Annotated in this window: 17 protein-coding genes; 10 read left to right on the top strand and 7 right to left on the bottom strand. The window is 52.2% G+C overall.

Annotated elements, in window-relative coordinates; all coding sequences use genetic code 11:
• Nucleotides 1-129: 129 nt before the first annotated feature.
• Nucleotides 130-1,341 (top strand): tyrosine transporter TyrP, encoded by a 1,212-nt coding sequence (gene tyrP / locus DVA44_RS08915; protein WP_114314584.1) that lies wholly within the window; start codon nt 130-132, stop codon nt 1,339-1,341.
• 82 nt (nt 1,342-1,423) lie between these two features.
• Here tyrP and DVA44_RS08910 read toward each other — a convergent pair whose 3' ends face one another.
• Nucleotides 1,424-2,092, bottom strand: coding sequence for a YecA family protein (locus tag DVA44_RS08910; RefSeq protein ID WP_114314583.1), 669 nt, complete (start codon nt 2,090-2,092; stop codon nt 1,424-1,426).
• Between the two features lie 406 nt (nt 2,093-2,498).
• Between DVA44_RS08910 and DVA44_RS08905 the strand changes: the two genes are divergently transcribed.
• The 5 genes from DVA44_RS08905 to DVA44_RS08885 all read left to right on the top strand — a co-directional run bounded on the left by DVA44_RS08905 (nt 2,499) and on the right by DVA44_RS08885 (nt 7,520).
• Nucleotides 2,499-3,620, top strand: a complete 1,122-nt coding sequence (locus DVA44_RS08905; RefSeq protein ID WP_114314582.1) for a branched-chain amino acid ABC transporter substrate-binding protein — start codon at nt 2,499-2,501, stop codon at nt 3,618-3,620.
• A gap of 88 nt (nt 3,621-3,708) precedes the next feature.
• Nucleotides 3,709-4,623 carry a branched-chain amino acid ABC transporter permease LivH gene (locus DVA44_RS08900; RefSeq protein ID WP_114317066.1) on the top strand — a complete coding sequence of 305 codons (915 nt, stop codon included), beginning with the start codon at nt 3,709-3,711 and terminating at the stop codon, nt 4,621-4,623.
• Nucleotides 4,624-4,633: 10 nt separating this feature from the next.
• The gene (livM, locus tag DVA44_RS08895) at nt 4,634-5,935 is read left to right on the top strand and encodes a high-affinity branched-chain amino acid ABC transporter permease LivM (protein WP_210405530.1); all 1,302 of its coding nucleotides are present in this window, start codon (nt 4,634-4,636) and stop codon (nt 5,933-5,935) included.
• Nucleotides 5,932-6,807 carry an ATP-binding cassette domain-containing protein gene (locus DVA44_RS08890; protein ID WP_114386365.1) on the top strand — a complete coding sequence of 292 codons (876 nt, stop codon included), beginning with the start codon at nt 5,932-5,934 and terminating at the stop codon, nt 6,805-6,807. Before livM ends, DVA44_RS08890 begins: the two co-directional genes overlap by 4 nt.
• Nucleotides 6,804-7,520 carry an ABC transporter ATP-binding protein gene (locus DVA44_RS08885; RefSeq protein ID WP_114314580.1) on the top strand — a complete coding sequence of 239 codons (717 nt, stop codon included), beginning with the start codon at nt 6,804-6,806 and terminating at the stop codon, nt 7,518-7,520. Before DVA44_RS08890 ends, DVA44_RS08885 begins: the two co-directional genes overlap by 4 nt.
• A gap of 38 nt (nt 7,521-7,558) precedes the next feature.
• Here the strand turns inward: DVA44_RS08885 and DVA44_RS08880 are convergent, their stop codons facing one another.
• The 4 genes from DVA44_RS08880 to DVA44_RS08865 form a co-directional block, all read right to left on the bottom strand.
• Complete coding sequence (locus DVA44_RS08880) at nt 7,559-9,130, bottom strand: sulfatase-like hydrolase/transferase (RefSeq protein WP_114386363.1); 1,572 nt, start codon at nt 9,128-9,130, stop codon at nt 7,559-7,561.
• 272 nt (nt 9,131-9,402) lie between these two features.
• Complete coding sequence (locus tag DVA44_RS08875) at nt 9,403-9,684, bottom strand: heavy-metal-associated domain-containing protein (RefSeq protein ID WP_103822426.1); 282 nt, start codon at nt 9,682-9,684, stop codon at nt 9,403-9,405.
• Complete coding sequence (locus DVA44_RS08870) at nt 9,681-10,037, bottom strand: mercuric transporter MerT family protein (RefSeq protein ID WP_114386361.1); 357 nt, start codon at nt 10,035-10,037, stop codon at nt 9,681-9,683. The genes DVA44_RS08875 and DVA44_RS08870 overlap by 4 nt, the downstream gene beginning before the upstream one ends.
• Nucleotides 10,015-11,160 (bottom strand): transglutaminase-like domain-containing protein, encoded by a 1,146-nt coding sequence (locus DVA44_RS08865; RefSeq protein WP_114386359.1) that lies wholly within the window; start codon nt 11,158-11,160, stop codon nt 10,015-10,017. Before DVA44_RS08865 ends, DVA44_RS08870 begins: the two co-directional genes overlap by 23 nt.
• A gap of 530 nt (nt 11,161-11,690) precedes the next feature.
• Between DVA44_RS08865 and DVA44_RS08860 the strand changes: the two genes are divergently transcribed.
• The 4 genes from DVA44_RS08860 to DVA44_RS08845 all read left to right on the top strand — a co-directional run bounded on the left by DVA44_RS08860 (nt 11,691) and on the right by DVA44_RS08845 (nt 16,163).
• A complete protein-coding gene (locus DVA44_RS08860; RefSeq protein ID WP_114386357.1) occupies nt 11,691-12,674 on the top strand; it encodes an autoinducer 2 ABC transporter substrate-binding protein in 984 nt (327 codons plus the stop codon).
• 72 nt (nt 12,675-12,746) lie between these two features.
• Complete coding sequence (locus DVA44_RS08855; protein WP_114386355.1) at nt 12,747-14,228, top strand: sugar ABC transporter ATP-binding protein; 1,482 nt, start codon at nt 12,747-12,749, stop codon at nt 14,226-14,228.
• The gene (locus tag DVA44_RS08850; RefSeq protein WP_103180118.1) at nt 14,221-15,201 is read left to right on the top strand and encodes an ABC transporter permease; all 981 of its coding nucleotides are present in this window, start codon (nt 14,221-14,223) and stop codon (nt 15,199-15,201) included. Before DVA44_RS08855 ends, DVA44_RS08850 begins: the two co-directional genes overlap by 8 nt.
• Nucleotides 15,198-16,163 (top strand): ABC transporter permease, encoded by a 966-nt coding sequence (locus DVA44_RS08845; protein ID WP_114386353.1) that lies wholly within the window; start codon nt 15,198-15,200, stop codon nt 16,161-16,163. The genes DVA44_RS08850 and DVA44_RS08845 overlap by 4 nt, the downstream gene beginning before the upstream one ends.
• 673 nt (nt 16,164-16,836) lie before the next feature.
• Here DVA44_RS08845 and DVA44_RS08840 read toward each other — a convergent pair.
• Together DVA44_RS08840 and DVA44_RS08835 are read right to left on the bottom strand one after the other, a co-directional pair.
• The gene (locus DVA44_RS08840) at nt 16,837-19,359 is read right to left on the bottom strand and encodes a DUF262 domain-containing protein (protein WP_114386351.1); all 2,523 of its coding nucleotides are present in this window, start codon (nt 19,357-19,359) and stop codon (nt 16,837-16,839) included.
• On the bottom strand, nt 19,352-21,109 hold the full coding sequence (locus DVA44_RS08835) for a DUF262 domain-containing protein (protein WP_114386349.1): 1,758 nt from the start codon (nt 21,107-21,109) through the stop codon (nt 19,352-19,354). Before DVA44_RS08835 ends, DVA44_RS08840 begins: the two co-directional genes overlap by 8 nt.
• Nucleotides 21,110-21,208: the final 99 nt, after the last annotated feature.

Below are 21,208 nucleotides of genomic sequence, written 5' to 3'. Positions count from 1 at the left end.
GCGACGCTTAAGTTAGATAGCGTAAATATTCCATTACAGCGGTTGTAACGCCGGTTTGACGAGCCCGTCCTTTTCCCTTACTCTGCGCCGCAGATTTTGTCGTTGTGCCGTAAGGTTTTAGAGGAAAACGTGAAGAACAGAACGCTGGGTAGTATTTTTATCGTCGCCGGAACGACGATTGGCGCCGGGATGCTGGCGATGCCGCTGGCGGCGGCAGGTGTCGGTTTTGGCGTTACGCTGGTGTTACTGGGCGTACTGTGGGCACTGATGTGTTACACCGCCCTGTTGCTGCTCGAAGTGTATCAACACGTTCCTGCCGATACCGGGCTGGGATCGCTGGCCGGGCGTTATCTGGGGCGATTTGGCCAGTGGATCACAGGCTTTAGCATGATGTTCCTGATGTATGCCCTGACGGCAGCCTACATCAGCGGCGCCGGGGAGTTGATCGCCTCCAGCGTCAATGACGGGTTCAACGCTGATATCTCCCCCGCCACCGGGGTGCTCTTATTTACCCTGATTGGTGGGGGCGTGGTCTGCGTGGGCACGTCGCTGGTGGATCTGTTCAACCGCCTCCTGTTCTCGGCAAAAATAGTCTTCCTGGTGGTGATGCTGGCCCTGCTGGCCCCGCACATTCATAAGATCAACTTACTGACGCTGCCGCTGGAGAAAGGGCTGGCACTTTCGGCTATCCCGGTCATTTTTACCTCGTTTGGTTTCCACGGCAGCGTGCCGAGCATTGTCAGCTATATGAATGGCAACGTGCGCAAGCTGCGCTGGATCTTTATCACCGGCAGCGCCATTCCGCTGGTGGCATACATCTTCTGGCAGCTGGTCACCCTCGGCAGTATCAACTCGTCGAGCTTCATGGGGATGCTGGCAAACCATAGTGGGCTGAACGGGCTGTTGCAGGCCGTACGCGAAGTGGTTGCGTCGCCGCACGTTGAGCTGGCGGTGCATCTGTTTGCCGATCTCGCCCTGGCGACCTCGTTCCTGGGGGTGGCGCTGGGCCTGTTCGACTACCTCGCCGACCTGTTCCAGCGCAGCCGCACGGTCAGCGGACGTATCCAGACCGGGGCGATCACCTTTCTGCCGCCGCTGGCCTTCGCGCTGTTCTACCCACGGGGTTTTGTGATGGCGCTGGGTTACGCGGGCGTGGCGCTGGCGGTGCTGGCGCTGCTGCTGCCCTCGCTGCTGGTCTGGCAAAGCCGTAAGCATCATCCAGAAGGGAACTACCGGGTACCAGGCGGTAAGCCTGCGCTCTGTCTGGTCTTTGCCTGCGGGATCGCGATAATCCTGGTGCAGTTCGGGATTACGGCGGGGTTGCTGCCAGAGGTGGGATAACGTGCAATGATGCCGGGTGGCGCTGCGCTTACCCGGCCTACGGATATTAAGGCCCGCGCAAGCGAAGCGCCGCCGGGCGCTGTTAATGCAGACAGCAGTTCTTGAATTTCTTGCCGCTGCCGCACGGACAGGGATCGTTGCGCCCCACTTTGGTGCCGTTGATCACCGGCTGCTGAGTAACCGGCTCTTGCGGGTTGGCAATCCAGTAGTTATACAGACGCAGCGCTGCCGGACGAATGCCCTCGATGCTCTGCTGGAACGCCTCTTCACTGAAGGAATCCAGACGCTCAAAGTTCTCTTCAGAACCGTGCAGGGCAATTAAATCCAGATCGGCACGCAGTGACTCCGGCAGGGATGACCAGTCGGTCAGCGCCACGCCGCGCATATAGCCGAAGCACCACTCTTCCACCACGGTATAGGTTTGACCGTCGACGTCGTTCATGCCGAACATCGGTTCAAACTGATCCGGGTAGTCGCTCAGGCGTTCGGCGATATCGTTCATATGCTTGAAGCAGAGATCGATGAAGCGGTTCATCTCACGCTCGTTCTTCCAGCGCGGAATGTTCTTTTCGCCGCCCCACACCGCCACCAGCCAGCGATCTGGTTCCACCACCACGGGGCCGGACAGCACCGCGGTCAGCATACCGTCGAGTTCTGAGACATCCATAACGGACTCGTCATCATGACCGTAGGTCATTAAGGTCTCTTCCAGCCACTCCATTTCGGTTTCGTTTAACGGGCCTTCAGTCATGGGTAGATCTCCTGCAGAATAGAATGGTGTGCAGGGTAACACAGAAACGGTTCTCTTCCCTGTTGATCCACGGTCTTTGCTGGTGCAAAAACGCTTAAATCGTGACCGCTGCACAACTTATGTGCTTCGTTGTTAATGAGATGTGATCCCCGCTGTAATTTCACTTCGTGCCGCCGGGCGGCGTAAAACGGCGCTCTATACTGAAAATTGTCGAAACAAGGCCCTACGCTGCCCGTTCTGGCAACCATTTTGCTTAATGTTGTTCTGTCGAGGAAATGCGTCAGACACCCTCGCCTGTTTCTGCAGTTTGTCGTCCGTTTAGTGCAATGCATTTTGGATTGGGTACGCCTTCAGGCGTTCGACTACACACGGTTGTGCAAAAATCACTCAGAAAAGGTAGATCATAATGTCGCTGAAATTCATCAGAAGTCCTCTTTCTCTTGTTCTGGCAGGCTGCCTGGTCACGGCGTTTTCCGCCCAGGCTGATATCGTGATTGGTGTGGCGGGTCCCTTTACCGGGCCGAACGCCACGTACGGGGATCAGTACTGGCATGGCGCAACGCAGGCTGCGGAAGATATCAACGCCGCGGGCGGCATTAATGGTGAAAAGATCAAACTGGTGCAGGGCGATGACGCCTGCGAACCGAAGCAGGCCGTATCGGTAGCTAACCGTCTGGTGGATCAGGATAAAGTCAAAGCCGTGGTCGGCCACTTCTGCTCCTCTTCCACCATGCCTGCCTCTGAGGTCTATAACGACGCCGGCGTGCTGGCCATTACCCCCGGCTCTACCAACCCGCAGATCACCGAGCGCGGCATGAGCGACATGTTCCGCATGTGCGGGCGCGATGATCAGCAGGGCCAGATCGCCAGCGATTTCATTATCGACAAGCTGAAAGCCAAACGGGTGGCGATTATTCACGACAAGGACACCTACGGACAGGGTCTGGCGGATGCTACCAAAGCGGCGCTGGCGAAACGTGGCGTGCAGAACGTGATGTATGAAGGGCTGTCCCGCGGCGAGAAAGACTTTAACGCGCTGGTGACCAAAATCGGCGCCCAGAAGCCAGACGTGGTCTTCTTTGGCGGCTGCCATCCGGAAGCGGGCCCGCTGGTGCGCCAGATGCGTGAGCAGGGCGTGCAGGCGAAATTCTTCTCCGGGGACTGCATCGTCAACGAAGAGATGGTCACCGCTGCCGGGGGGGCGCAGTACACCAACGGCATCTACATGACCTTCGGTAAAGATCCGCGCCTGATCACGGAAGGCAAAGCGGTAATCGACAAATTCCGCGCCAGTAAATTCGAGCCGGAAGGCTATACCCTCTACGCCTACGCCTCTGTGCAGGCCATTGCTGCGGCATTTAAAGCTGCGGGCGGGGCCGATCCGGCCAAAGCCAGCGAATGGCTGAAAGCCAATTCGGTGGATACCGTGATGGGCAAAAAATCCTGGGACAGCAAAGGCGACCTGAAAATCTCCGACTACGTGGTGTACGAGTGGGACGACAAGGGCAAATATAAGGAAGTGCAGTAACCGCTCAACGTCGGTATGGCGACATACCGACGCACTATAACCATCGGGCCGCAGCGCAACCTGCGGCCTGTAACACGAGCGCGCGATGATGGAAACTTTCTTTCTGCAGCAGCTAATCAATGGCTTAACACTGGGGTCGGTCTACGGATTGATCGCCATCGGCTACACCATGGTCTACGGCATTATCGGCATGATTAACTTCGCCCACGGCGAAGTCTATATGATCTCCGCCTATCTCTGCGCCATCGGCCTGGCGCTCCTCTCCTTCTTCGGGCTGGAATCTTTTCCGCTGCTGATCCTCGGCACGCTGGTCTTTACCATCGTGGTAACGGGCGTCTATGGCTGGACCATCGAGCGGATCGCCTATAAACCGCTGCGTAACTCCACCCGTTTAGCCCCGCTGATTTCCGCCATCGGCATGTCGTTGATCCTGCAAAACTACGCTCAGCTTAGTCAGGGCCCACGCCAGCAAGGGGTGCCCACCATGCTCGATGGTGTGCTTCGCTTTCACATTGGCGAAGGCTTTGTGCAGATCACCTACACCAAAGTCTTCATTCTGATCGCCTCGTTCACCGGGATGCTGGTGCTGACCTGGATCATCAGCAACACCCGTCTAGGGCGGATGTGTCGCGCCGTGCAGCAGGATCGCAAGATGGCGTCGATTCTCGGCATCAATACCGACCGGATTATCTCCCTGGTGTTCGTGATTGGCGCGGCGATGGCCGGGCTGGCGGGCGTGCTGATCACCATGAACTACGGCACCTTTGATTTTTACGCCGGGTTTATCATCGGGATTAAAGCCTTTACCGCCGCCGTGCTCGGGGGGATCGGCTCTCTGCCTGGCGCCATGTTAGGCGGGTTAATCCTCGGCATCGCCGAGGCGCAGTTCTCGGGCATGGTCAACACCGATTATAAAGATGTCTTCTCCTTTGGGTTGCTGGTGGTGATCCTTATTTTCCGTCCTCAGGGACTGCTTGGCCGTCCCGTCGTGGCCAAAGTGTGAGAGAAACAACATGACGTCTCAGATCGTTTCACAGCCCGTTGCTCACGACGGCTTTTCACTCAAACGCTGCCTCCTCGACGCCATTTTTGCGGGCATGGTCGCGCTGATTATTTTCGGTCCGGTGGCGGGTGTGGTGCTGGATGGCTACAGCTTTAACTTCGAAGGGCGGCGCCTGGCGTGGATCATCGCCACGGTAATGACAGGACGTTTTTTACTTAGCGCCTTTTTAATGACCGCGCCGGGCAGGCGTCTCTCCGCGCGTTTCGAGAGCGACAGCGCCGGGGTTTACGTGCGCCCGCCGGAGTACAAAAGCCGGATGCGCTGGATCCTGCCGCTGATAATCGCTCTGGCGGTCTGTTTTCCTTTCGTCGCCACCAAATACGTGCTGACGGTGGCGATCCTCGGCCTGATCTACGTCCTGCTCGGCCTCGGGCTGAACATCGTGGTGGGGCTCGCGGGGCTGCTGGATCTTGGCTATGTCGCCTTTTACGCTATCGGTGCCTACGGCCTGGCGCTGGGCTATCAGTATCTGGGGCTCGGCTTCTGGACCATGCTCCCCCTGGCGGCACTCATGGCCGCTGCCGCAGGCGCCCTGCTCGGCTTCCCGGTGCTGCGGATGCACGGTGACTATCTGGCGATTGTGACTCTCGGCTTCGGGGAGATCATCCGTCTGGTGCTCAACAACTGGCTGACCTTTACCGGCGGGCCGAACGGCGTCTCCGCCCCGCCTCCGACCTTTTTCGGTCTGGAGTTTGGTCGGCGGGCCAAAGATGGCGGCGTCCCGTTCCACGAGTTTTTTAACCTGACCTTTAACCCCAATCTGAAGTTCATTTTCATCTACGCCGTGCTGCTGCTGGTGGTGTTGCTGGTGCTCTACATTAAGCATCGCCTGACGCGAATGCCCATTGGCCGCGCCTGGGAAGCGCTGCGCGAAGACGAAATTGCCTGCCGCTCTATGGGCCTCAACCATGTGCTGGTGAAACTATCGGCCTTTACCCTGGGGGCGTCGACCGCGGGGATCGCCGGGGTGTTCTTCGCCACCTATCAGGGGTTCGTTAACCCCACCTCGTTCACCTTTTTTGAGTCGGCGCTGATCCTCGCCATCGTGGTATTAGGTGGCATGGGCTCAACCCTCGGGGTGGTGCTGGCGGCCTTCGTGCTCACCGTGACACCGGAGCTGTTGCGCACCTTCGCGGAGTACCGGGTGCTGCTGTTTGGCATCCTGATGGTGGTAATGATGATCTGGCGACCGCGCGGACTTATCCGCATCAACCGTACCGGCTTCGCGGTGCGTAAGGGAGTGGCGCCATGAACGGGACTATCCTGAGCGTGGAGCATCTGATGATGCATTTTGGCGGCATCAAGGCGCTAAACGACGTCAATCTGGAGGTGCAGCGCGGCTCTATCACCGCCCTGATCGGGCCGAACGGCGCGGGGAAAACCACGGTCTTCAACTGTCTGACCGGGTTTTATAAAGCCTCCGGCGGCAATATTCTGTTCAATACCCGCAGCAAAACCACCAACGTGATCCAGGTCCTGGGGCAGAAATTCCAGCCGGGAGACTGGATCAACCCGGCGCAGTTCGGCCAGCGTCTCTACTACAAGATGTTTGGCGGCACCCATATGGTCAACCGCGCCGGGCTGGCGCGCACCTTCCAGAATATCCGCCTGTTCCGCGAGATGTCGGTAGTGGAGAACCTGCTGGTGGCCCAGCACATGCAGGTGAACCGCAACCTGCTGGCCGGGGTGCTTAACACCCCCGCCTACCGGCGAGCGGAAAGCGACGCCCTGGATCGGGCCTTCTACTGGCTGGAGGTGGTGAACCTGGTGGATTGCGCCAACCGTCTGGCGGGCGAGATCTCCTACGGCCAGCAGCGGCGGCTCGAAATTGCCCGCGCCATGTGTACCGGGCCGGAGATGATCTGTCTTGATGAACCGGCCGCCGGGCTTAACCCGGTGGAGACCCACACGCTGAGTAACATCATCCGCTTCCTGCGCGATCGCCATGACATCACCGTCCTGCTGATCGAGCACGATATGGGCATGGTGATGGAGATTTCCGATCACATCATCGTCCTCGACCACGGAGATGTGATCGCCCAGGGTAAACCCGAACAGATCCAGCACGATGAAAAAGTCATTGCCGCCTATCTGGGCACCGATGAGAGCGAGGTCAGCGTATGAGTGAGGCGATGCTGGAGTTTCGTCAGGTGGATGTCTATTACGGGGTGATCCAGGCGCTGAAGCAGGTTTCATTGCAGGTGAATCCCGGCGAAACCGTGGCGCTGATCGGCGCTAACGGGGCGGGAAAATCGACCCTGCTGATGTCGATTTTCGGCCAGCCCCGGGTGCGCGACGGGCAAATTCTGTTTTGCGGAGAAGATATTAGCCATAAATCGACCCACTATGTCGCATCGGGCGGCATCGCCCAGGCCCCGGAAGGACGGCGTATCTTCCCGGATATGACGGTAGAAGAGAACCTGCTGATGGGGACCATCCCCATTGGCAACCAGTATGCGGCCGGCGATCTGCAGAGCATGTTTGACCTCTTTCCGCGCCTGAAGGAGCGGCGCAAACAGCGGGCGATGACCATGTCCGGCGGCGAACAGCAGATGCTGGCCATCGCCCGCGCCCTGATGAGCCGCCCTAAACTGTTACTGCTGGATGAGCCGAGCCTGGGTTTAGCGCCGATTGTGGTGAAGCAGATCTTCCAGACCCTGCGGGAGCTGGCGCGCAACGGGATGACCATTTTCCTGGTAGAGCAGAACGCGCACCACGCGCTGAAGCTCTCCGACCGGGGGTATGTGATGGTCAACGGACAGATCCGCCTGAGCGGCAGCGGCGAAGAGCTGCTCGGCAATCAGGAGGTCAGAAAGGCTTATCTGGGCGGTGTCTGAGCGGAAGCCCGCCAGTCAGGTCTCCCTGACTGGCGTTATCAATGAAGATCGTCAGGCAGCTGCGCGTAATTCACTTTCTGCTGCTTAAAGTTGGTCACCGTGGGAGAGCCCACATCCTGCTCCGAGACAAAGGCGTATTTCGGGCTTAACTCTTTCGCCTCGATCCCGGTCCAGACGGAGAAGAAATCGAGAAAATCATTGGCAGAGCGGCGGGCTTTAATCAGGCGATGCTCTTTGTCGTCGCTCGACATGATCATAAAGGGCACCTGATAGTTTTGCTGGAAGGCATCACCATGCCCCATATACTGCCCCCCGGTCAGACGGGATTTATAGGTCAGACCGTGATCGGAGAAATAGACCATCGAGAAGCTGTCGCCGCTATTTTGTAGCTGCTGATAAAGCTGTTTTAACAGGTTGTCGGTCTGGGTGATGCTGTAGATGTAGCAGGAGGTCTCTTTCGACTGCACAAATTCACCATATTTTCCCTGGGTGCGCTCACAGGCCTGGGGGTGTGATCCCATTAAATGCAGGACGATCAGCTGCGTTTGGCTGTGGCGGGTAGAAAGCACCTGCTGCGTCATCTGTAATAAGGTTTCATCCCGGGGATTATTTTCATCTTCATAATAGCCTTTGCGTAAAAACTTCACGTTATTCGCACGCTTCGCAATACTGGCGACAGCGGTATCGTTTTCACCAATTTGTCCCTGATTGGAGAACCACCAGGTCTGGAATCCGGCGCGGTTTGCCAGCGTGACGAAGTTATTCTGATACTCCGGATTTCCCCCGCTCACCCGGGTCATGGAGAGGCCCAGCGAGGTTTGGGTGGAGGCACTGGAGGAGACATAATCCGTAAACAACGTGCCCTTAACCGTGCTGGCAAAGGGGGTGTTATTCCACTGCCCGCCAAAAGCGCCTAAGGCATCCCGACGCGCACTTTCACCGATCACCACCACGTAGTTGTGGTAGCGGGGCTTCACCGCCAGCACGGTCCAGTTGTCCTTCAGTTTAGCCAGCTCCAGCATGTGCGCTTTTTCCTGCACCACTTCGTGGTTGTTGATCACCACGTCTTTCACGAAGCGGAACACCGGATAGCCCACATCCAGCAGGGTGAAGTTTCCCCAGTGGACCAGATTTTTCATCGGCGTCATAAAGAAACAGGCGACGCTGAAGGCCAGACAGAGCATATCCACGCGGCGCCACGGCAGTTTTGGCGTACTTTTACGCCGGAGCGCCACCCCGCCCAGCGCCAGAATGATCAATGAGACCAGATAGCTGTGCCACGGGAATATTGTCAGGATCTCGACGGACTCACTGAAGTTGGTGGAGTGCAGCGCCAGCAGGGTATTAAAGTTCGGTGCGCCATAGGCCTGCTCAAACGGGAAGTAGATGGCCGCCAGCAGGCTACACAGGGCAATAAACCCTTTCTGCACGCGAGGCGCGATCCGCCACAGGACAAAAAGCACGCAGCTAAATGCCACTGAATAGAGCAGGCTGAATGAATATCCAAACGAATAATTAATCAGTACGGATTGCAGGAAATAAAAAGCGGCCCACGGATTAAGGGAAACATCGCGCATCCAGAGGGTATATTTACTCGCGGTTATATTCATATTGACCGTAATCCACAATAAGCCGCAGCGAGGGAATAACCCATCGCCATAAAAAGCGATACAGGGATAAAAATGGAGCAATTTATGGAGAAACTTCTCCTAAGATAGAGCGCGCGGGCAGGAAGATCAACGTTTTGTAACGTAATATTTATCAAACTGAAGTAATATCATCATAATTCATCAATATTTGTGTGATAGGGCGCCTTTCCTGATATTTCAGAAAGGCGCCAGTACGACAACAATAATTAAGCCATAATGCGTAATTATTATATTTACGGTTTTTCAATACGGTTCACGGTTGCCGTATATCCCGTTTTCGCCACCGCTTGTAATAATGTCTCCGTCGGGAAACCTTCCGGGACGATGACGTCAGTTTGGCGCGTCTTCAACGACGCTTTCGCTTTCACTACCCCTTCCGTTTCACGCAGGGCCTGGTTAACCGAAATCACGCACAGCGAACAGGTCATGCCCTGCACATCCAGCACCACTTTTTCATTCGCGGCCTGGGCAAACAGCGGAAGCAGCAGACAGGCGCTTATTAACAGTCGTTTCATTCCATCACCTCATAAACCCAGGCCACCACCGTGGGGTAGAACAGCACCAGCAGCAGTACCGGCAGCGTAAGCCAGAACAGTAAACGCATCTGCCCCAGGGTTAAACGCCCGGTACACCACAGCCTTTTAGAAAAATAGAGCCGCCAGAACACCCGCAGCATCAGCCCGAGGGAGAGCGCAATCATCGGCAGGCGCAGAAATTCAAACTGGCTGAGCCCGGCAAACCCCGCCGCTGAGATGCCAAAAAGCAGGTAGAGCAGCGGTCCGACGCAGCAGAGCCCGGCGGTAACGGCAGCCGCGGCTGCCGTCAGCAGGGTAAGGCCTGCCCCCTTAGCGTTGTTCAGTTGAGACATAGTGGTAAGTGAACACCTTTGGATCGTAAAAATTGATCGGATCGCCGTCCACCTCGGCATAGGGATAGCCAAAGTTATTTACTGCCCCCTGCTCCGCCGCCGGGTACAGCTCGAAATCGCGCCCGTAGTTGAAGCCCACCCAGTTCATCTCCCAGTTGCCAAACAGGTAAGCATTCACCGCCTGCACATCGGGATCCTGATGGGCTTTTTTCTCCGCCAGACGCATTTTGGTGACGTCCGCCGGGTCACACGGCAGCCAGCCGTAGCCCGCCAGATAAAACTCCGCCCGGCAGTGCTGTCCGCCGCTGACGTCCGCCACCCCCGCGCTATCGGCCTTGCCGAAGGCGCTGGCGGAGTAGCGCTCCAGCTTGTTGGCTCTGCCCAGACGGATACCGAACAGTTCCCGCGCCGGGATGCCGCTGGCGCGCGCCAGGGCAACAAACACCGAGCTGATGTCGGTGCATTTGCCGCTGAGCTTGCCGCTTTGCAGAATGGTCGCCACGTCGCCGGTGCCACAGCCAATCACGTCGTTATCGCGCTCCATATGGCTGCTGACCCATTCGTAAATGAGGCGCGCTTTCTTCAGTGGATCGGTTTCGCCGCCGATAATTTTTTGCGCCGTTTCGCGCACCAGGCCATCAACCGGTGTGTGCGTTGTTGGCTGCAGGTATGGCTTCACCGCCAGCGGATAAACAATCTGTTCCGGTGCCTGCCAGTTTTTCAGCGCGTCGTGTTTCAGCGGCTCCCAGTCTGCCGTTTCGATCTCAAGATCGAGCTGAAGCAGCAGATCGCCTTCACTTTTTGGCCAGGTTGCGAACAGGGTTTTCGCGCCATAAGCGTTGTTGGTGGTGACATAGGCCTGCTGATAGTTGCCGGTAAACGCCATGCCGGTCATCTGCTGAAAGGCAGTATCCACCGGGAGCGGGATCCACAGCTTAACGACGCCGCTGGAGCCCTGCGGTGGCGCCAGTTTATAGGTTTGCGACAAGACAAAGCGGCGGCGCATCACCGGAGCGGCAAGCGGAGCGTTGTTTTGCACTACCGTCTTGCTGGCAACGGCCGGGCCCACCAGGCCTGCGGCAGAAAGAAGAACGCTATTTTTAAGAAATTGTCGACGCTGCATGGCTATCTGTCCCTTGAAAATGAGTCTGGCGACGGCAAAACGGGCCGACAGCACAGAGGATCATCACAGCAGACAGGCGCTGGCGCGAAGCGATGGGATTTATTCATCAATAACAGACCTGTTAACTGTGAATGATAGAAATTTTGGAGACGGTATTAGGCGCTTTTCAGCGTCGGTTGTACAGGCTTGAGGTCAAAAAAAGCGGCAGTTTCCCTGAAACGCGCCATACCGTTGCTTCGCCCGGCGGATGGCGCAGGAAGCCTGATAAGTGACGGAAATCCCAAAACAGAGTATTGGCATAATAGTCCATGCGATGAGCCAGTAGTTCCATAACATTATAAATATGAAAACCCTACTGTTAATTCTTTAATCCTGCGGAGCTAACTCGCTATTTCCCCTGACTTTATCCGGGATAAAGTCTGCGAGGGAAGGATTATTATCACCTAATATTAAAAATGAACACGGGTAGGTCAAACAGCGAAACAACGTTATCACTATCATTTATTTTCACCACCATTCAGAGGTATGAGATGAGTAAAATGTGCTTAACAAAATTACTGTCGGCTGGTTTGCTCGGATTGATGGTATTTTCCACTTCCGCAATGGCGAAAGAAATTGAAGTGGTAAATATTTCAAAAATAGATGGCATGCCCTGGTTTAATCGTATGGGGGAAGGTGTCACCAAAGCTGGCAGTGACCTCGGTATTAAAGCCTCCCAGGTAGGCCCTTCCAGCACCGATGCCCCGCAGCAGGTGAAAATTATTGAGGACTTAATCGCGAAAAAAGTATCGGCGATCGGGATTGTCCCCAACGATGCCGATGTGCTCGAGCCGGTATTTAAAAAGGCGCGGGATGCTGGCATCGTGGTATTAACCAACGAATCCCCGGGGCAACCGAGCGCCAACTGGGACGTTGAAATTATTGATAACGAAAAATTTGCCGCCGATAACGTCGAAGAGATGGCCAAAGCCATGGGCGGTAAAGGAGGTTATGTTATTTATGTCGGCAGTCTGACCGTGCCGCAACATAACCTGTGGGCGGATTTGTTCGTTAAATATCAGAAAGAGCACTACCCGGATATGCATGAAGTCACCAGCCGTATGCCGGTGGCCGAGAATATTGACGATGCCCGCCGGACCACCATCGACCTGATGAAAGCTCACCCCGACCTGAAAGGGATTGTCTCCTTTGGCTCTCAAGGGCCAATTGGTGCGGGCCGCGCGGTGAAAGAGAAACGGGCGAAAGGCAAAGTGTTTGTTTACGGCATGATGATCCCCTCTCAGGCCGCTTCCCTGATTAAGAGCGGTGATATCGCCATGGGCATCACCTACGACCCGGCCTCTGCGGGTTACGCCATTACCGCCGTGGCCGACAAGGTTCTGAAGGGAGAAGAGATTACCCAGGGTCTTGAGATCCCTAACCTCGGTAAAGCGGATGTGGATACTGAAAAACGCATCATCAGATTCCACAAAGTCCTGCGCGTGACGAAAGAAAATATCGACAGCCTGTATTAATCCATTGGTTCTGCACGCCCTGCTGCGATGATCGCAATAAGGGCGTGCTGTGTGAGCCCCTGAGAGGTAATAATGGAGCCGTTTATTTCACTGGGTCATATCAGCAAAACGTTCTATGGTGTGAAGGCGCTGGATAACATCGACCTGACGCTATTTCCCGGGGAGGTCCACTGTCTGGCCGGGCAGAACGGCTGCGGCAAATCGACGCTGATTAAAATTATTTCTGGCGTCTATAAACCCGATCCCGGCTTTCAGATCGTCATTGACGGCAAGCCCCGCTCCCACCTCTCCCCCATCGACTCGGTGAAAGCCGGGATTCAGGTTATTTATCAGGATCTCTCTCTGTTCCCGAACCTCACCGTGGCGGAAAACATCGCTATCCACCAGCATCACCATAACCTGCTGGTGAATAAGGGGGAGATCCATCGCATCGCCGCGCGCACCGTGAAAAGCATTGAGGCGGAGCTGGATCTGGATGCCAATGTGGAGTCTCTGCCCATTGCCCAGCGCCAGATTGTGGCGATCTGCCGGGCGCTGGCCCAGGAAGCCAGGCTGATTATTATGGATGAGCCCACCGCCTCCCTCACCATGCAGGAGGTAAAAGGACTGCTGCGGGTGATTGGCGATTTAAAGAAAAGGAACATTTGCGTCGTGTTTGTCAGCCACCGTCTGGATGAAGTGATCTCTATTTCCGACCGTATCAGCGTGCTCAAAAATGGCGCCCTGGTTGGCACCTGGCCTGCCAGCGACATCAATAATAAAAAACTCGCTTTTCTGATGACCGGTAAAGAGTTTTCGTATGCGCTATTACCCCCGGTAGAAAAACTTGGCGACGTAGCGCTGAGCGTTAAGAACCTCACTAAGCATCATCAATACACGAACATCTCATTTCAGGTGCATCAGGGTGAGATCCTCGCCATTACCGGATTACTCGGTGCGGGAAGAACAGAGCTTTGCCTGAGCCTGTTTGGGCTCACACAGCCTGATTCCGGGGAGATCGTGCTGGCAGGCAAAGCGGTACGCTTCGCCAGCAACCGGGATGCGATCAATGCCGGGATTGGCTATGTCTCCGAAGACCGGATGAGTACCGGCCTGGTGATGGAACAGTCCATCAACGACAACATTATCTCTACCGTGCTTCGACGGCTTAAAACGCCCTTTAAATTGTTAGACAGAGTCAAAGCGGACCGCGTCGTCGCCGATTTAGTCGAGCAGCTGAGCATTAAAATTGGCAGCGTCAACCTGCCGGTCAATACCCTCTCCGGGGGCAATGCCCAGCGTGTAGCGATAGCCAAATGGCTGGCGATCAATCCCAGGGTGCTGATCCTCGACTCCCCCACCGTCGGGGTGGACATTGCCAATAAAGCGGGGATCTATCAAATCATCTCCGCCCTGTCGCGCCAGGGGATCGCGGTGCTGATGATCACCGATGAGATCGATGAAGCCTACTTCAATAGCCATCGTATTTTAGTCATGCGCAAGGGTGAGATCGTCGCGGAACTCCTCCCGGAAAAGACCTCGGAAGCCGCGCTGGCGGAGGTGGTCAATGGTTAATAAATTCGGGATCAAAACCCACGAGCTGTTTTTAGGTCTGACCATACTGGTGATTGGCGGCTACCTGTCGTTTGCCAGCAGCGACTTTCTGACGCTCGGCAATATCTATGATCTGATCAATAACTACGCCATGCTCACCATTCTGGCCTGCGGCTTGTTTATTGTGCTGATTTCCGGCGGGATCGATATCTCCTTTCCGGCCATGACCATCATTTCACAGTACGTGATGGTGACGCTGATTCAGGGTACCACCGGAAACTTTGCTCTCGCGTTTGCGCTGGCCGGGGGGCTGGGATTGCTGCTCGGGTTGATCAACGCCACGCTGGTCAACCGTCTCAACGTGCCTTCCATCATTATCACCATCTCAACCCTGAATATTTTTTACGGCCTGCTGCTCTACCTGACCAAAGGCGTCTGGCTCTACAGCTATCCTGAGTGGTTTGAAGAAGGGGTGATGCTATTCAAATTCACCGCCGCAGATGGCTACGATTATGGCTTAAGCCTGCCGATCCTCACCCTGCTGGCGGTGGTGGCGTTAACCGGCTTCATCATGAATAAAACCAGCGTCGGGCGAATGATTTATGCCATGGGCGGCAACCGGGAGGCGGCCTCCCGCATGGGATTTGGCATCTTTAAAATGCAGCTGTTTGTCTATGGCTACATGGGGCTGATGTCCGGGGTGGCAGGCGTGGTGCAATCCGCGACCGTCTTAACCGTCGCGCCCGACTCTCTGCTGGGCTACGAACTGACGGTGCTCGCTGCCGTGGTGTTAGGCGGAACCAGTATCGTCGGTGGGCGCGGCACCTTACTCGGCACCCTGTTAGGGGTGATTTTACTCGCCGTGTTGCAGAACGGTCTTAACCTGTTAGGGATCTCTTCGTACTGGCATACGGTCGTTACCGGGGTGGTGATTGTCACCAGTATCAGCATGACGGCATGGAGTCAGCGTAAAGGTCAGGGAGTCATAGTATGAGCGCCAATAAAACCCGGGATCGCGTCGAGATTTACCTGAGCGTGTTAATCGCGGTGGTGGTGATCGCGTTCAGCTTCCTGATACCCTCGGTCTTCTGGTCAGCCGCTAACTTCCAGTCCATTGCCTCGCAAATGCCGATCCTCGGCGTGCTGGCCCTCGCGATGGCGGTGACGATCCTCACCGGGGGGATCAACCTGTCTATCATCGCCACCATGAACGCCTGCGGTCTGGTGATGGCCTGGGTCGCTACCCATTATCCCCCAACCTTCAGCAGCATGCTGCTGGTGATTGCCGCCGGGTTAGTCATGGCTCTGGCGATCGGTTCGGTGATTGGATTTTTGGTCGCCGTGGTGCGGGTCTCGCCGATTTTAGCCACCCTTGGGATCATGACCCTGCTGAAAGGCATTAATATCCTCATTTCCAAAGGTTCGGCGATCTCTAACTTCCCGGACTATATTCTGGTGATTAACAGCACCAATATTTTCGGCATCCCGCTGCCGCTGCTGGTTTTTCTGGCGGTGGTGGTCGTACTGTGGGTGATCCTCGAAAAATCCGCCTTCGGGCGCACCCTCTACCTGATCGGCTCTAACGAGCAGGCGACCCACTACTCCGGGATTAATACCCGTAAAACCCTTATCTGGGTTTATGTGCTCTCCTCAGTACTGTGCGTGATTGCCGCCCTGCTGATGATGTCGAAACTCAATTCAGCCAAGGCCTCTTACGGTGAATCTTATCTGCTGGTGTCGATTCTGGCGGCTGTGCTGGGCGGGGTAAATCCGGACGGAGGCTTCGGTAAAGTCTTTGGCATGGTGATGGCGCTGATCCTGCTCCAGATGCTGGAGAGCGGCCTCAATATTCTGGGCGTGAGCAGCTACGTCACCATGGCTCTGTGGGGCGGCTTGCTGTTAGCGTTTATTTTCCTGAAAGGGGCGCAGCTTTCGCGTCTGTTTGGTAAACCCTGATCGCCGCTAATTCTGCTCGCTGCGCCGGTTGGTGTGTCGTCACTGCGCTGTTGGCTGCCTGGATCATCATCCTGCCTATCATGACGGATGGGATGGCCCTGGCTGTCATAGATGATATCGTCATCGCCCGCAGCCCAGGCGCATGATGCAGCGAATGTCACTAACGCGGTAATCAAGGTCAGTTTGTTCATTTTGAACCCCTCGCGAAGTTGTCGTTATTAGCGAGTCCTACCTTTTTACAGAATAGTTATCCGTAACGCGAAGCTGGTCGTAAAGAAAGGTGATTAATTCCGGTGAATACGAGGAAAGTTTGAGAGGGCGATGAATTTCAGGCACAAAAAAACCACCTTTCGGTGGTTTCACAACACTGCTTATTGCTTTGATTATTCTTGTCTTTCCCATGGTAGCCGGAGTGGGACTTGAACCCACACAGCGCGAACGCCGAGGGATTTTAAATTCTACGCAGGATCAATGTGTTACATAGCAGTGCATTGCGAAACTTTGCTGCAATTGTTCCACTACTTTACTGTAATTAGCAGTAAATAGATAGACTTGGATAACGCTGAGCACAGAATCAGCACATAGCTGAAACTCACCGTGTGTCACGTTGTATCTGACCACACGGTGGTTTCGGGTTACTGCATGTATTCACATACAGCAACCTCACTTAATGCTATGACAATTGCTCGCGGGCTAGATCTCTTAGCCAAGTGCAAAGGTCAGATATTATGGCTAATGCGCGATCAGGCTCTTCACAGTAGTACACATAATTATCATCACTACATTGCCAGTCTTCAGGATTGTAATCCTTCGAATCAGCTAGAACAATAAATCCACAAGATTCCATAGCACTCTGCAGTTCATCTGAGAATGGTACTGTCTCATCATTTCGGTAGAACAAGATGTTATATTGGTTGTCTCTGAAGAATATTTCCAACTCAACCTGTTGACCATGAAGGGAAAAACCACTTAAATGTAGAAATGATATATCTTCCCCGCTACGTACACTATTGTAAAACTTGTGCTTGAAAGGTTCTGTATTCAGTTTTCTATCTTTTAATTCCAACTCTAAGTACTTGGAATAAAGTTCACTTTGATAGTGATTTCGCTGAGACTCATGTAACAATACGCTCTCGTGAGTATTCAATACAATAAACCCCTGATTAGAAAGGTTAAATAACTCTGACTTCTTAATCAAGATAGTACGCCAGTTAAATGGCTGCTCACTTAATGCCTTAGCACAAATCCTCTCTAATCCACCCCTTAAATCAGCCATATCAAAATCAGGATCATCTAACACGGCTTTAACATGTTGTTGCCGTGCATTCCAAAGAATATTTGAGTCTTGCCGCAATAGACGACGCCAGGAATGATCGCGGTCGACGTTATTCTTATTTGTACGTGAACTGAGAAGGTTGAATCTATCCGCTGTTGTCGAGGTAAGATAGTCACCTTTTGAAAGCACAGCACGCTCCCATGCAAAATCTAATACTTCCGAGCTTTCACCTATTGCACTAAATACTGCCGAACTAGTATCTGCATAGTGTTTGAATCGTGTAAAATAGTTTTCCTTCACATCATCCCAATCAACGTTTCCGTGACTGTTAAAGTAGTCAACAATACCGCTGAACTTCAATGCGAAACCTATTTGCCCCCTGAAATATTCGTGGTTTTCAAGTGCAAGAATAGCCTCCTTCCACTCAGAAGATTTTATCAAAAGATGAGCTTTCATTTTTTCTTCAGATACTTGAACCGCGAGAAAACCTTTTATCATTACATCCTGGATGAGTAAATTCAGCACAGTGTCATCACGTTGGGACAATTCATTGATAGACAGCAATGCTTTATGATAATCATCTATAGTATTGAAAATAGTGTTTTCCGTGAGGTTGAATACAACTCGCATCCAGGATGCTAACTCCTCCCCTATCTTGCCATTCGCTACACCAGCGTAAAAAGCATGAAACCTCACCTTTTCCGAAAAACTTGAGTTATTGGTAATGATTTTTTTGAAAATAGATTCTTCATCATAATATCTGTTATTGTCCAGATATATGGACAAACCCGAGCATGAACTAGCATGACCACGTAACAGATCCAGTTGCATAATCAATTCAGCTATTAGCGGTTGTGATAAATATCCATACTGTTCATACTCCATAAAGGATAATGAGTTAACTTTACCACCCGAACCAAACAGTTGCTTTTGTAAGCTATAACTATCCTCTGCTTCTTGCAGTAACAGAAAGTTGGCTGCACATATGGCAATATAGTTCATTAACTCATCATCAAAAGAATTATCTTTGGTTACAACATTTCGATAGCACCAGAACAGATCAGCCCAATCCGTATCAATTTTATGAATGAAATATTCATAGCCAGACACAGGCGTATCTTTGAAACTTAGTCTATATTCCGGCCAATCTCCGGTGAATGATTTTATGTTTTTTTCCAGCCTTGCCTTAAAATTTTCAAATTCTGTCAGCGGCTTGCCTCGGGCATTCATTTTGATATACAAATCATCCGTGAGGTTGAATTCAGCAAGGTTAAGAAATCTAAATGTAATTACCGGTTTGTCTTTGTCGGTAAGCTTATCAAAGTAATCTACATTTCCAGAAAATTGGAGATGAATCGCATCCAGCATCGTCAGCATTGAACTAATAGTAGAATCACTCTCCCACGATAAATAGAACCATGACCTGTCTTTAATCGTCTTACTCAGACACTCAGTACCAGACTCCAGCAACAAAGCACAAAAATTTATATCATTGGCAACCAATGCATTGCAAAACTCTCTCGAACTGCTGCGAGTTTCATAGGTAAAATGGGAATTCCCGTCCGTACTTAATACCCGTCGAAAGGATTCTTGCTGATCTGCAATTTGAGCAAGATACCAGTGTAGTAAGAACAAGGTGGTCAATCGTTGCTGACCATCCAATGGGATGAACCGATGCCGTCCAGTATCATTGCTAATCACGCTACCATAAACGAAGTCCAAATCCTGAAAAGGCAGACCTTTTTCCAAATAGCCATGTAATGCCTGTAAAAAGGTATCTCTAACCTCTGCAACTTCTATCCGGCCTTGGGCATAATCCCGTTGAATTATAGGGATTTCCACCTGCATATATCTTTGTTCAAACAACTGAAAAAAACTGAGTCGTTCACCCGAACGCGAATCGATTTTTATATTACTCACTCTTCTCTCCTTGGTCAGGCAAATAGTCTTTCAACGTTTGACCTATTGCTTCCTGATAATATTTAGCATCAGATTCTGACCAATGAACAAGTTCAGTTACAGACTGGCTATAATATTTTAAAAAGACGTTCTTGGTACAAATGGGGACAAAAACTCCGCGCTTATCATTGTCTATAATCCGGGCGCGTTTAATTGGAAACAAGGCATTTTTGTAACTGCGGTTGGTTGAAGAGTCCAGTAGTGCCAAGTTTCCTAGCTCATCTCCCCATGACACTTCATCTTGGCCAAAGTAACTAACTACCTCATTATAAAACCTGTCAAATTCATTATCGATATGTTCCAAGATCAAGAGTTCAGTGGCTCTGGCAGCAAATTCTTGTTCTCTTTCTAAAGAATCCCCTTTAAACCGACTACCACTGAAGTAAACCTCAATGTCCTTTAACCACACCCTGCGGGCACCCCCAACAGGGGCAGAATCTGTCTGGGACCGAATGTGCTCAATATCCCATTTTTCTTGCTTATAGCGGTCAAAAGGAAAACGTATATCAGCTTCCCTCGTTGACAATAAAGTTTGGATATTGAACAGCAGAAGCAATTTTTTAATGACAGGCTCATCATAGTAAAGCTCATCTAACTGGCACCTGACCTGGAGACGAATACGATCTTTCAAATATTTTTTGAACTCTGTTTTCGTTGAATTCTCTCGCTCCGACTCAGCTTTTAACTCCGCAACTTTCTCACCGCAATCAACCAAAAAGCCTATCAAATGGTATAGTTCTCTGTCCTGGAACCATTCATCAAAGCTCAGGAAATAACGCTTTATCCCTTGCCACAGATGCTCAATATTAGCCGTACCAGACTTGAAATCTTCATGAAACTTATGGAAAGTGAAAAATGTCTCGTCATTAGACTTTTTCCCTTTCATTAAATCGAAGATGTATTCAATTCGTGTTGAGTAGTGTTTACTTGAATTACTTATGAAATACCAGAATGCTGGTTCCTGCAACCGCTTTTCAATAATATCCCATTCCGTCGCAATCTGTAACTGCTTCAATCTTGCTTGATCATTGTGAAAATGACTTCGCTGTAAAAACAAAGCCTTAACCAACTCAGCATTGGTCAGAGGTATTTTACCAATATTGATACGGGAAAAAACATCAATAGCATAATCGTTGTTAAGGCATTCGTCACTTAAATCATACCAAATAACCTTTACAGAGCGTTCTTCAGTAGACTTAGCCAGTAACGTCGCCAAGAGTTTATTATTATCATTATAATCTTTATCGGAGAACCAATTTCTAATAGCGTTATACGCTTGGACCATATGAAAGAAGTCAATATTGTCAGTGTTGGATTCTTTATGAATCCCCTGCAAAAATGCTTCACATCCCGGCCGGGTTTCATACTTCAACATATACACGCTTTTTTTGTATGCCTCCTCTAAGGGTCTCTGCAGGTGCTCTTGCTCCAAAAAGTGCAGGATAAGACGTAACGTGGTTAGCCTTTGCTGCCCATCCACGACCTGCCAACAATCTTCCCCTCGAACCACAACAACAGGCTGAAGACAGTAAAATGAAGAATCATTACCACCATGCGGTTGACTGAACTCCCAGATATCATCCAGTAGTTCTTTTACTTGGATCGCCCCCCAGCGATATCCCCGCTGATAAGCAGGTATGTAAAAATTTTCTCCCAAAAGTTCATAGATATTTCTAAGATAAAGCTTTTCTATTGAATGAGCTGTATTCATCGTTGTTCAACTTCCCGTGTTGTCACTATCGAAGGATTTGATGCTATCAAATTTGTATTTTAGACTTGAACTTGGAAAATCTAATTAACTCGTTCCTGA

Source organism: Leclercia sp. W17 (assembly GCF_003336325.1).
In the GTDB taxonomy this organism is placed as follows: domain Bacteria; phylum Pseudomonadota; class Gammaproteobacteria; order Enterobacterales; family Enterobacteriaceae; genus Enterobacter.
This window is presented reverse-complemented; position numbering and strand designations above follow the sequence as displayed.

What these genes read in the sequence shown, in the direction of transcription:
- DVA44_RS08910 (WP_114314583.1), bottom strand. Translation starts at nt 2,092, where the DNA reads ATGACTGAAGGCCCGTTAAACGAAACCGAAATGGAGTGGCTGGAAGAG.
- DVA44_RS08905 (WP_114314582.1), top strand. Translation starts at nt 2,499, where the DNA reads ATGTCGCTGAAATTCATCAGAAGTCCTCTTTCTCTTGTTCTGGCAGGC.
- DVA44_RS08900 (WP_114317066.1), top strand. Translation starts at nt 3,709, where the DNA reads ATGGAAACTTTCTTTCTGCAGCAGCTAATCAATGGCTTAACACTGGGG.
- livM (WP_210405530.1), top strand. Translation starts at nt 4,634, where the DNA reads ATGACGTCTCAGATCGTTTCACAGCCCGTTGCTCACGACGGCTTTTCA.
- DVA44_RS08890 (WP_114386365.1), top strand. Translation starts at nt 5,932, where the DNA reads ATGAACGGGACTATCCTGAGCGTGGAGCATCTGATGATGCATTTTGGC.
- DVA44_RS08885 (WP_114314580.1), top strand. Translation starts at nt 6,804, where the DNA reads ATGAGTGAGGCGATGCTGGAGTTTCGTCAGGTGGATGTCTATTACGGG.
- DVA44_RS08880 (WP_114386363.1), bottom strand. Translation starts at nt 9,130, where the DNA reads ATGAATATAACCGCGAGTAAATATACCCTCTGGATGCGCGATGTTTCC.
- DVA44_RS08875 (WP_103822426.1), bottom strand. Translation starts at nt 9,684, where the DNA reads ATGAAACGACTGTTAATAAGCGCCTGTCTGCTGCTTCCGCTGTTTGCC.
- DVA44_RS08870 (WP_114386361.1), bottom strand. Translation starts at nt 10,037, where the DNA reads ATGTCTCAACTGAACAACGCTAAGGGGGCAGGCCTTACCCTGCTGACG.
- DVA44_RS08865 (WP_114386359.1), bottom strand. Translation starts at nt 11,160, where the DNA reads ATGCAGCGTCGACAATTTCTTAAAAATAGCGTTCTTCTTTCTGCCGCA.
- DVA44_RS08860 (WP_114386357.1), top strand. Translation starts at nt 11,691, where the DNA reads ATGAGTAAAATGTGCTTAACAAAATTACTGTCGGCTGGTTTGCTCGGA.
- DVA44_RS08855 (WP_114386355.1), top strand. Translation starts at nt 12,747, where the DNA reads ATGGAGCCGTTTATTTCACTGGGTCATATCAGCAAAACGTTCTATGGT.
- DVA44_RS08850 (WP_103180118.1), top strand. Translation starts at nt 14,221, where the DNA reads ATGGTTAATAAATTCGGGATCAAAACCCACGAGCTGTTTTTAGGTCTG.
- DVA44_RS08845 (WP_114386353.1), top strand. Translation starts at nt 15,198, where the DNA reads ATGAGCGCCAATAAAACCCGGGATCGCGTCGAGATTTACCTGAGCGTG.
- DVA44_RS08835 (WP_114386349.1), bottom strand. Translation starts at nt 21,109, where the DNA reads ATGAATACAGCTCATTCAATAGAAAAGCTTTATCTTAGAAATATCTAT.